Origin of the sequence: Prevotellamassilia timonensis (genome assembly GCF_021531665.1) — a bacterium.
Lineage (GTDB): Bacteria > Bacteroidota > Bacteroidia > Bacteroidales > Bacteroidaceae > Alloprevotella.
Genome location: NZ_JADYUH010000073.1, coordinates 1 through 11,865 on the forward strand (window position 1 = coordinate 1; position 11,865 = coordinate 11,865).

Annotated in this window: 9 protein-coding genes; 6 read left to right on the top strand and 3 right to left on the bottom strand. The window is 49.7% G+C overall.

The genetic code is table 11. From position 1 onward, the window contains the following. Positions 1 to 13 precede the first annotated feature (13 nt). A complete protein-coding gene (gene guaA / locus I6E40_RS09805; RefSeq protein WP_235386859.1) occupies positions 14 to 1,627 on the bottom strand; it encodes a glutamine-hydrolyzing GMP synthase in 1,614 nt (537 codons plus the stop codon). Positions 1,628 to 1,669: 42 nt separating this feature from the next. Next, entirely contained in the window at positions 1,670 to 2,086 is a 417-nt protein-coding gene (gene mscL, locus I6E40_RS09810; RefSeq protein WP_235386860.1) for a large-conductance mechanosensitive channel protein MscL, read from the bottom strand. Between the two features lie 165 nt (positions 2,087 to 2,251). Between mscL and gap the strand changes: the two genes are divergently transcribed. The 3 genes from gap (at position 2,252) to I6E40_RS09825 (ending at position 5,405) form a co-directional block, all read left to right on the top strand. Next, the gene (gene gap, locus I6E40_RS09815) at positions 2,252 to 3,262 is read left to right on the top strand and encodes a type I glyceraldehyde-3-phosphate dehydrogenase (RefSeq protein WP_235386861.1); all 1,011 of its coding nucleotides are present in this window, start codon (positions 2,252 to 2,254) and stop codon (positions 3,260 to 3,262) included. 200 nt (positions 3,263 to 3,462) lie between these two features. Then, a complete protein-coding gene (miaA, locus tag I6E40_RS09820; RefSeq protein ID WP_235386862.1) occupies positions 3,463 to 4,374 on the top strand; it encodes a tRNA (adenosine(37)-N6)-dimethylallyltransferase MiaA in 912 nt (303 codons plus the stop codon). 104 nt (positions 4,375 to 4,478) lie between these two features. Then, a complete protein-coding gene (locus I6E40_RS09825) occupies positions 4,479 to 5,405 on the top strand; it encodes a diacylglycerol/lipid kinase family protein (protein WP_235386863.1) in 927 nt (308 codons plus the stop codon). 186 nt (positions 5,406 to 5,591) lie between these two features. On the opposite strand, the gene I6E40_RS09830 is transcribed toward I6E40_RS09825, so the two are convergent. After that, positions 5,592 to 6,317, bottom strand: coding sequence for a Crp/Fnr family transcriptional regulator (locus I6E40_RS09830; protein ID WP_235386864.1), 726 nt, complete (start codon positions 6,315 to 6,317; stop codon positions 5,592 to 5,594). Between the two features lie 513 nt (positions 6,318 to 6,830). Between I6E40_RS09830 and I6E40_RS09835 the strand changes: the two genes are divergently transcribed. The 3 genes from I6E40_RS09835 to I6E40_RS09845 all read left to right on the top strand — a co-directional run bounded on the left by I6E40_RS09835 (position 6,831) and on the right by I6E40_RS09845 (position 11,709). Continuing rightward, positions 6,831 to 8,786, top strand: coding sequence for a glycogen debranching enzyme N-terminal domain-containing protein (locus tag I6E40_RS09835; RefSeq protein WP_235386865.1), 1,956 nt, complete (start codon positions 6,831 to 6,833; stop codon positions 8,784 to 8,786). Between the two features lie 171 nt (positions 8,787 to 8,957). Next, positions 8,958 to 10,232 carry a glycosyltransferase family 4 protein gene (locus tag I6E40_RS09840; RefSeq protein WP_235386866.1) on the top strand — a complete coding sequence of 425 codons (1,275 nt, stop codon included), beginning with the start codon at positions 8,958 to 8,960 and terminating at the stop codon, positions 10,230 to 10,232. A gap of 13 nt (positions 10,233 to 10,245) precedes the next feature. Further along, entirely contained in the window at positions 10,246 to 11,709 is a 1,464-nt protein-coding gene (locus I6E40_RS09845; RefSeq protein WP_235386867.1) for a glycoside hydrolase family 57 protein, read from the top strand. Positions 11,710 to 11,865: the final 156 nt, after the last annotated feature.

Below are 11,865 nucleotides of genomic sequence, written 5' to 3' on the forward strand. Positions count from 1 at the left end.
CATCGCAGGAGGCTCACTCCCACTCAATGGTTGAAGGCGGTTTGGAGGAAATGTCGTAGCAAACGCGGTTCACGCCCTTGACGTGGTTGATGATGTCGTTGGAAACGCGGGCGAGAAAATCGTAAGGCAAATGTGCCCAGTCGGCAGTCATGGCATCGGTGCTGGTGACGGCACGGAGAGCCACGGGATGTTCATAGGTTCTTTCGTCACCCATGACGCCCACGCTGCGGACAGTCGAGAGCAAGACGGCACCCGCCTGCCAAACGCGGTCATAGAGAGACACCTCGATTTCCCCGTCTTCCACCATGGACTGCGGAACGCCCGCTGCGAGAAGACGGCGTGCGTCCTCCACCTTCATGCGTGTTTTGTAGTCGCGGAGTCCTCGGATGAAGATGTCGTCAGCCTCTTGAAGGATGCGCACGCTTTCGGGATTGACCTCTCCCAAGATTCGCACCGCCAAGCCCGGACCGGGGAAGGGATGACGCGTGATGAGATGTTCCGGCATGCCGAGCTGGCGACCGACGCGGCGCACCTCGTCCTTGAAAAGCCACTGAAGCGGTTCGCAAAGCCGGAGGTGCATTTCTTCGGGCAGACCGCCCACGTTGTGGTGGCTCTTGATGACCTTGCCGGTGATGTTGAGGCTTTCGATGCGGTCAGGATAGATGGTGCCCTGACCAAGCCAGCCTGCGCCCTTGATTTTACGAGCTTCGGCGTTGAAAACCTCCACAAAGTCACGACCAATGATTTTGCGCTTCTGCTCAGGGTCGGTCACGCCCTTCAAGTCGGAGAAGAAACGCTCGGAAGCGTCCACGCCGATGACGTGAAGACCGAGACACTCATAGTCGTGCAGGACGTCGCGGAACTCGTTCTTGCGCAACATGCCGTGGTCCACAAAAATACAAGTCAAATTGCTGCCGATGGCACGGTTGAGCAACACAGCTGCAACAGAACTGTCCACGCCGCCGGAAAGTCCGAGAATGACCTTGTCGTCGCCCAGTTGTTCCTTCAACGCAGCCACGGTGCTGTCCACAAAAGAAGCGGGACTCCAGTCTTGAACCGAGCCGCAGATGTTGACAACGAAGTTGCGGAGAAGCAGACTGCCCTGGACGGAGTGGAACACCTCGGGGTGGAACTGCACGCCCCAAAGTTGCTCACCCTCTGCCTGATAGGCTGCATATTTCACCTTGGAAGTAGAGGCAATGCACTTGAAGTTTTCGGGAATGGCAGTGATGGTGTCGCCGTGGGACATCCAAACCTGCGAACCTTTTTCAAAACCTTGAAACAAGGGGTTTTCAAGATCAATGGTCTCCAAATTGGCACGCCCATATTCTCTGCTGCCCGCCGGCTCGACCTTGCCGCCGTAGAGCTGCGACATATATTGCGCACCATAGCAGATGCCCAGGATGGGATAGCGACCGCGGATCTCGGACAAATCCACCTTGAACGCTTCCTTGTCATAGACGCTGAAAGGAGAGCCTGAAAGAATGACGCCGATGACGGAAGGGTCATCGTGAGGAAATTTGTTGTAGGGGAGAATTTCGCAGAAAGTGTCCAACTCTCTCACGCGGCGACCAATGAGTTGCGTGGTCTGAGAGCCGAAGTCCAAAATGATGATTTTTTGCTGCATCGTTTTTATACCTTTGTTCCTATATATATAATAAGAAAGAAATCACTTTTTCAGCGCGTCTCGGATTTCACGCAGCAACATCACTTCTTCGGAGGGTTTGGGCTCTTCTTTCGGCTTCTCCTCTTCCTTCTTCTTGGAAAGTTTCATCAAGGCGCGAATCATGAGGAAGACACAGAAAGCGATGATGAAGAAGTCAAAACAGGTCTGAAGGAAATTACCGTAGGCAATGGAGACTGGCTCTCCGCCTTCATTGAGCGGGTTTATGGGCAAGTCATATTTCAAATCTTTGAAATCAATGCCGCCGACGAGCCATCCGATGGGCGGCATGATGAGGTCATTGACGATGGAGGACACAATCTTTCCGAAAGCGCCACCAATGATTACACCAACCGCCATATCAAGGGCGTTTCCCTTCACAGCGAAGTCCTTAAACTCTTTTAGGAACGAAGATTTGCTCATTTTGAAAAAATTAATAATTAAAACTAGGCACAAAAGTAAAAAGGATTTTGTATTTTTGCAGCGGAAAAAGAGAAAAAATGGCATTTTGACGTTGATTCTTTTTTTCACCGAGAGAATTCACCGAATTACAAACCCTTTTTAAAATAGTTTTAGTTTCAAAAAATCATGATTAAAGTAGGTATTAACGGTTTCGGTCGTATCGGCCGTTTCGTATTCCGCGCCGCTCAGACTCGCAGCGACATTCAGATTGTAGGTATCAACGACCTCTGCCCTGTAGATTACTTGGCTTACATGCTGAAGTATGACACCATGCACGGTGCTTTCGATGGCACAATCGAAGCTGACGTTGAAAAGAGCGAGCTCATCGTAAACGGCAACCATATCCGTGTTACTGCTGAACGCAACCCGGCTGACCTGAAGTGGGATGCAGTGGGTGCTGAATACGTGGTTGAATCCACCGGTCTCTTCCTCACCAAGGAAAAGGCTCAGGCTCACATCGAAGCAGGTGCTAAGTATGTTGTTATGTCCGCTCCCTCCAAGGACGACACCCCCATGTTCGTTTGCGGCGTGAACTTCGACAAGTATGTGAAAGGAACTCAGTTCGTTTCCAACGCTTCTTGCACCACCAACTGCCTCGCCCCCATCGCTAAAGTGCTCAACGACAAGTTCGGCATCACCGATGGTTTGATGACCACCGTACACTCTACTACCGCTACTCAGAAAACCGTTGACGGTCCTTCTCTGAAAGACTGGCGCGGCGGTCGTGCTGCTTCAGGCAACATCATTCCTTCTTCCACTGGTGCTGCTAAGGCTGTAGGTAAGGTTATTCCCGAACTCAACGGTAAACTCACCGGTATGTCTATGCGTGTCCCCACCCTTGACGTATCTGTTGTGGACCTCACCGTGAACCTCGCTAAGCCCGCTACTTACGCTGAAATCTGCGCTGCCATGAAGGAAGCATCTGAAGGTGAACTCAAAGGTGTGCTCGGCTACACTGAAGACGCTGTCGTTTCCAGCGACTTCCTCGGTGACACTCGCACCTCCATCTTCGACGCTAAGGCTGGTATCGCACTGACCGACACCTTCGTGAAAGTCGTTTCTTGGTATGACAACGAAATCGGCTACTCCAACAAGGTGCTCGAACTCATCGCACACATGGCTAAGGTGAACGCCTAATCCATCAAAATGAGTCGAACAACTGACTGAATCAAAAAAGAGGCTGTGTCAATACTACGGTGGAGACGCAGCCTCTTCTTTTTTCTGCCTTTAAAAACCTCTGAGATTTTAAAAATCTGAGACTAAGACTCTGAGCCTAAAACTCTGAGATTAAAAGACACAGACATAGTCACACTTTCCCTAACGCCCCCACAAACTCCATGTCCCAACTTCCAAAACTCATCACCATCCTCGGACCCACCGCTTCCGGAAAAACCGGAGTGGCTGTCAGACTCGCCGAAAAACTTGACGCGGAAATCATCAGCGCAGACAGCAGGCAGGTCTATCGACGAATGAACCTCGGAACAGGAAAAGACCTGGAGGAATATGTGGTGAACGGGAAAAACATTCCTCACCACCTCATTGACATCGTCGAACCGGGAACAAAATATAACGTCTTTCAATATCAGCAGGACTTTCTGAAAGCCTACGAAAAAATCAACGAGAGAAACAAAAGAATCATTGTCTGCGGAGGCTCGGGACTCTATCTCGAAAGCATCCTCAGAAGTTACCGACTCTCGCCCGTGCCACAAAACCCGGAACTGAGACAATCACTGGAAGGAAAAACACTCGAAGAACTCACCAAACTGCTCGCCACCTACAAAACACTGCACAACACGACCGACGTCGATACGCCCGCACGAGCCATCCGAGCCATTGAGATCGCCGAACACAACGCGCGCCACCCACTCCCGGAACGTGAGTTCCCGGAATTGACGTCCTACAACATAGGCATCCAAGTGGACAGAGAAACACGCCGCCAACGAATCACCGCACGTTTGAAGAAAAGACTGGACGAAGGAATGCTGGACGAAATCAAACAACTCCTGCAAGAAGGCATACCCGCTGAAGACTTGATTTACTACGGCTTAGAGTACAAATATCTCACTCTTCACGTCATCGGTCAACTCACTTTTGAAGAAATGTTTTCGCAACTGGAAATTGCCATCCATCAGTTTGCCAAACGACAAATGACATGGTTCCGAGGCATGGAACGAAGAGGAATAGAAATCCACTGGATGAAACCGGAAGAAGTGATGAAGCAAGAATTCATTGAAGAACTTTCTTTTTGACAGAACACCCTGAGGAGCATCGCATTCAGAAATCCTTCTCGGAACAGAGGATTTTCCTAACTTTGCACGCAACTCATTCATGAAAACCATAAACCACCCATACTATGCCGGCAAAATCATGGGCAATCATATATAGTCCCAAAGAAGGTTCAACAAGCACACACAAAAGGTGGAAAAAAATCCGCCGCTACATGGAACAAAAAGGAATCCTCTTCGATTTTGTTCAAAGCGAAGGACCGGGCTCTGTCGAAAGACTGGCTTCCATGATGACACGCTCAGGCTATCGAACCATCCTCGTCGTCGGAGGAGATGCCGCGCTGAACCATGCTCTCTGCGGAATCATGAACACACCCTGCCCCGACGGAAAACACCCCGCCCTGGGAGTCATTCCCAACGGATTCGGAAATGATTTTGCAAAATACTGGGGAATGACGCCTGACAACTACAAACAAACCATCGACGGGCTAATCTATCACCACACACGAAAAATTGACGTCGGCAGACTCCGACTCTACAGTCACAACCAACTTGAAAACACCACCTTCTTCCTCAACTGCGCCAACCTCGGCGTGGCAGCCTCCATCACCAATCTTCGCAGAAGAACAAGCAAACTTTTTGGGTTAAAAACACTCTCCTACTTCGCCTCCGCCATCTCACTCATCTTCAAACAAATGAACTTCAAGTATCATTTCAAATTGAGCGGAGAAGACGTGAAACAGTCTGCCATGACACTCTGCATCGGCTCGGCGCACGGCTACGGACAAACACCAAGTGCCGTCCCCTACAACGGTCAACTGGACTTGACCCTCGTTTCCAAACCTTTGCCCATGCAACTCTTCCAAGGACTCTGGCTCCTGTTCACAGGACGTTTCCTCACCATGCAAGGCGTGAAAGTCTGGCGCACTTCTCACATCCATTTCCCCGCCTTGCTCCACATCCCTCTCAGCGTGGACGGAAGAATGATTCACGAAACGCCGCAATCACTGGACATTGACATCCTGCCGGAAGAAATCGAGTTTCTCATTCCTTGACAAAGAAACTAAAAGAGTTACAGAGAGCAACATCGACCCTCTGCCCCCTTCAAAGACAGGCAACTAATTCATTAAGAGTTCATTAAACGATTTTCTTTGACCTTAGTTTTATGTAAAAAACTAATAAATCATTCTTGGAAAATCACAGAACATTCTTGTAGAAATAAAAAAGTGAGGAGTTGTCCCCTACCCGTGTCGGGAGATTCTTTGGAGTTCACTCACACTCAGCAAACGAATTTGTTTGCCGCAAATCTCCACCACGCCCTCGTCCTTGAAGTTTGAAAGCGTTCGGATGGCATTGCTGGTTGTCATGTTGGAAAGACCGGCAATGTCCTCTCTCGAAATCTTCAAATTGAGCGTGACGCCATCGCTCTCCACACCATATATATTATATAACGAAAGAAGAGTATCAGCCAATCGACCTCTCACGTGTTTTTGCGTCAAACTGACCACACGACAATCAGCCATGCCCAAATCCACGGCAAGGTGTTTCATGAAAAAACGACAAAGCGAAACATTCACCGACAAAACCTCTTCCACGACCTGCATGGGAATGGCAACCACAGTGGCTTCCTCAAAAGCAGCGGCGGCAGTGACATAAGGTCCTCCCGCAATGAAAGCACGATAGCCAAAATATTGCACGGGACGAAGCACACGGTTGATGATGCAGCGTCCACCAACGCCCAAACTGCCACTTTCGTCACCTTCGCTGTAGATTTTCACTTTTCCTGAAATCAAACAAAGCAAATTCTGCGGACTCTCTCCCTGACGATAAATGAGCTCGTTCTTTCGATATTTCTGCACCTGCATATATTTCAAAAACAGGTTCTGCTGTGAGGGAGTGAGCACACCCCACACTTCTTTCATCGCATTGGTGATTCGCGATGGGTCATATTTTAGATTAATAATCATGACTAATTCTCAAGATGTCCTTTTTTCTGATTTAGTAATATGAAAATAATCAGTTGCGTCAGATTTGAATGACATTTTCGAGGTCAGATTTTCACCCGAAGAAGGAGCATAGCCGTAGCTATGTGACTGATGAGGGAGGAAATATGGACCGAAAAGATTTTCAAAGATGATGCAGGTTATTTTTTGAGGATTACTTAAAAAGAATCAAGGAGTGAAAATCCCACATGAGAAAAGAAGATTTCCACAAATTGTCTTTCAAACCGCACACGAAGGGTGCCGCCTGTAATTCAAAGCAAAAGTAGTCAGAGAACCCCTTTTTAACAAATTTCAAGGTGCTTTTTTTGAGTAAAACCCAACAAAAAGGGCGGAAAAGCATTTTTTTTCGTAAAAACTTTTTTGTGTAATTAATTTTTATCTACTTTTGGGAGCACGTATGCAAAACCTAAAACTTTAGGCTTTCCTCACGAGGAAAGACAGACTGCAAAATCAACTACCCTAAATCATCTAAATACCATGTGCTATCTAAGATTTGACAAATCGCAAATGACCAATTTGCAAGACTCTCTCTACAAGGAGATGTTGATTACAAACCGGTCAGGCGCGTATTGCTCCACCACCTTGGTTGGCTGCAACATCCGAAAGTACGATGGCTTGCTCGTGATCCCCGTTCCCGAACTTGACGATGAGAACCACGTGTTGCTCTCATCGCTTGACGAGACGGTCATTCAGCACGGAGCCGAATTTAACCTCGGGTTGCATAAATATCAAGGAGAGAACTACAGTCCCAAGGGACACAAATACATCGTCAGCTTTGAATGGGAGCAGGTTCCCACTTGGACCTACCGCGTGGGCGGCGTACTCCTCAAAAAAGAAATCCTTTTCGACACTTCCATTCATCGCATCTACATTCGCTACACCCTGCTGGATGCACACTCCGCCACCACCCTGCGTCTGAGACCCTTCCTCGCTTTCCGAAGCGTTCGACAGTGGACTCACGAAAACGGAACAGCCAACAGCAGCTACGACGAGGTGAGCAACGGCGTTCGAATGTGTCTCTATCAAGGATATCCCGACCTCTACATGCAAACCAGCAAAAAAGCGGCTTGGAACTACTGCCCCGATTGGTACCGAGGACTGGAATACCCCAAAGAACGCGAGCGCGGCTATGAATCCACTGAAGATCTCCTCACCCCGGGCTATTTTGAAATGCCCATCAAAAAAGGAGAAAGCATCATCTTCAGCGCCGGCATCGCCCCCATCAAACCCAAGGAAATCAGCGTCCTGCTCGAAAAAGAACGTGAAAGCCTTGACCATCGCGACAGTTTCTATCACTGCCTCGTCAACGCCGCACACCAGTTCCGCGTGACCAAAGACGGAGAAAACTATCTCCTCGCAGGCTATCCCTGGTTCAAGCCCAGAGCTCGCGACACCTTCATCTCCATGCCGGGACTCACCCTCGCCATCGGAGAAAAAGAAAGATTTGAAATGTACATGGCAACCGCAAGCAAAGCCATCTACAATCTCATCAGAAAAGAACCGCTCGAAGTGGACATCTACGAGATGGAACAGCCCGACACCCTGCTCTGGGCCATCTGGTGCATCCAACAATATGCCAAATACACTTCCCGCACTGCTTGCTATGAAAAATATGGTGTCTTGCTGCGTGACATCATTGAATACGTTCGCAGCGGAAAACATCCCAACCTCTTCATTCACGAAAACGGACTGGTCTATGCCAACGGCCGTGACCACGCCATCACCTGGATGAACTCCCAGTGTGGCGGACGCCCCATCGTGCCCCGCTCCGGCTATATCGTGGAGTTCAACGCCTTGTGGTATAACGCCCTGAAATTCTTTGAGCAAATCCTCACCGAGAATCCGGGCGCAGGTCATGCCGAAGTGGCTGAAGAAACCGGAAAAGAAGCAGAAAAACTCGCCAAATCTTTCAAAGATGTTTTCTTGAACGAATACGGCTATCTGCTTGACTATGTGGACGGACAGATGATGGACTGGAGCGTTCGACCCAACCAACTCTTCGCCATTGCCCTTGATTTCTCCCCGCTTGACATGAAGGAGCGCAAGTCCGTGCTTGACATCTGCACCAAAGAACTTGTCACCCCGAAGGGAATCCGCTCCCTCTCCCCCAAGAGCGGCGGCTACAACCCAATGTACGTCGGAAAGCAGACGCAGCGCGACTTCGCCTACCACCAAGGAACCGCTTGGCCTTGGCTCACCGGCTTCTATCTGGAAGCATACCTCCGCGTCTATCGCATGAGCGGCGTGAACTACATTGAGCGACAGCTGATTGGTTTCGAGGAGGAATTGTTCTACCATTGCGTCGGAACCATTCCCGAACTTTTCGACGGAAACCCGCCCTTCCACGGACGAGGTGCCATTTCCTTCGCCATGAACGTCAGCGGCATCCTTCGTGCCCTGCAGCAACTCGAAAAGTATAACTCAACCTTCTAAATCGCAAAGTCCGCACCGCAATATATATAAATAAGGTATAGAGTTCCCCACCTTTGAACTCACACCTTTTGCGGCAAAGGACACGAGCGAAGGTCTTTCTCCACAAAAATAAACTCAAAGTTCTCAAGGAGAAAAGACCATTTGAAAACGAATATCCATAAATCTGACATCATGAAAGTCTTAATGTTCGGTTGGGAGTTCCCTCCTCACATCTTAGGCGGACTTGGCACAGCCAGCTATGGCATCACCAAAGGTCTGGCAGCTCAACCTGATATGCACATCACTTTCTGTCTTCCAAAGCCCTGGGGCGATGAGGACAAAAGTTTCATGAACATCATCGGCTTGAGCGAAACACCCATCGTTTGGCGCGACGTGAATCCCGATTATCTGCGAGAGCGCCTCGGAACCAAGATGGACCCCCAACTTTACTATGATCTCCGAGATCACATCTACGCCGACTTCAACTATCGGCTCACCGACGATTTGGGATGCATCGGCTTCTCCGGACGCTATCCCGAGAACCTGCAGGATGAAATCAACAACTACTCCATCGTGGCAGGCGTCATCGCACGCCAGCAGGAGTTTGACATCATCCACGCTCACGACTGGCTCACCTACCCCGCCGGAATCCACGCAAAGAACGTCAGCGGAAAACCACTGGTCATCCACGTCCACGCCACAGACTTCGACCGCTCCCGCGGACAAGTGAACCCAACGGTCTATGGCATTGAAAAAGACGGAATGGACCACGCCGACTGCATCATGTGCGTCTCCGAACTCACACGCCAAACCGTCATCAACCACTACCACCAAGACCCCGCAAAGTGCATCACCATGCACAACGCCGTCTATCCTCTCTCACAAGACATCCTGGACATGGTGGCGGAGCGACGCAAACAACGCACCAACAAAAAGGAAAAAGTCGTCACCTTCCTCGGACGAATCACCATGCAGAAAGGACCGGAATATTTTGTGGAAGCCGCAGCACTCGTCCTCCGACGCACACAAAACATCCGATTCTGCATGGCAGGCTCCGGAGACATGATGAACGACATGATAAACATGGCTGCTGCGAGAGGCATCGCCGACCGTTTCCACTTCCCCGGATTCATGCGCGGGAAACAAGTCTATGAAGCCTTCGCAGACTCCGATGTCTATGTCATGCCCTCCGTCAGCGAACCCTTCGGAATCTCGCCCCTCGAAGCCATGCAATGTGGCGTGCCCTCCATCATCTCCAAACAAAGTGGATGCGCCGAAATCCTTGACAAGTGCATCAAAACCGACTACTGGGACATCAACGCCATGGCAGACGCCATGTACTCCCTCTGCACCAACGAATCTCTCCACGAATACCTCAAAGTTGAAGGAAAGAACGAAGTGGACCAAATCACTTGGGAAAAAGTCGGAAAGAAAATCTACGATGTTTACAGTCAACTAATCCATTAATATTCCACATATCATGAAAACCGTTTGTCTTTATTTCGAGATACATCAAAACATCCACCTCAAGCGCTATCGTTTCTTCGACATCGGCACGGACCACTACTACTATGACGACTACGAGAACGCTCGCTCCATCACAGAAACTGCCGAGCGCTCCTACGTGCCCGCAATCGAAGCACTCCTTGAAATGGCGGATGCTCACCCCGGCTACTTCAAATGTGCCATCTCACTCTCCGGATGCGCCATCGAACAACTCGAGAACCACGCACCCCAGGTCATTGAACTCCTTCAGCAACTCAACGAAAAAGGATGCGTAGAGTTCCTCGCCGAACCCTACTCACACGGATTCTCCTCACTCAAAAATCCCGAAACCTTCCGCGACGAAGTGCAGCGTCTTTGCGCAAAAGTGAAGGCTCTCTTTGGAAAAGAACCCAAAATCTTCCGCAACTCCGCCCTCATCTACTCTGACGAAATCGGAGAGCTCGTCGCTTCCATGGGATTCAAAGGAATGCTCGCAGAAGGAGCAAAACACGTGCTCGGCTGGAAGAGCCCGCACTTCGTTTACCACTGCAACCGCAACCCGAAGCTCAAGCTCCTTCTCCGCGATTACTCACTCTCTGAGGACATCTCCTTCCGCTTCAACGACTCCTCCTGGAGCGAATATCCTCTCTTCGCTGACACCTACGCCAACTGGATTGGAAACCTTCCCGAAGAAGAACAGGTGGTCAACATCTTCATGGAACTCTGCGCGCTCGGCATCTTCCAGCCGCTCTCTTCCAACATCCTCGAGTTCATGAAGGCTCTCCCCGCACAGTTCAAAGAACGCGGAATCATCTTCAGCACACCATCCGAAATCTGCAGCAAGATGAAGTCCGCAGGCGAACTCACCGTCACCTACCCTACTTCTTGGGTGGACGAAGAAAGAGACCTCTCCCCCTGGCTCGGAAACGTCATGCAGCGTGAAGCCATCGACAAACTCTACTCCATCGCTGACCGTGTTCGCATCTGCCGCGACCGCCGCCTCATGCAGGACTTTGACTATCTCCAGGCTTCCAACAACCTCCGCTTCATGAGCACCAAGCCCAACAGTTACGGTGGTTATCGCGGAATCTATGATTCTCCCTACGATGCCTTCACCAACTACATGAACATCCTCGGTGACTTCATCACCCGCGTCAACGACCGCTATCCGCTGGACATTGACAACGAGGAACTCAACTCCTTGCTCACCACCATCAAGAATCAAGGCGACGAACTGGAACTGAAGGAGAAGGAAATCTCCAAACTCCAGAACATGCTCGCCCGCTTCGAGAACAAGGAGGCTGCTTCCAAGGCTGAGAAGAAAGTAGCAAAGAAGGCTGCTCCCAAGGCTGAAAAGGCAGAGAAAGCTCCCAAGGCTGAGAAGGCTGAGAAGGCTGAGAAAAAGCCCGCTGCAAAAAAGCCTGCTGCCAAGAAAGCAGCTCCCAAAAAGGCTGAGTAACTAATTTTGAAATCTCGTTCAGGAGGGTGTGTCAAAATAATTTTTGGCTACACCCTCTTTTTTTGACAATAGGTCAATGAAACCAATACTTAGTTAATTATACATTTAATCGTCTAAAATTCAATGAGTTGCATTAACGATATATAACTAATAAAA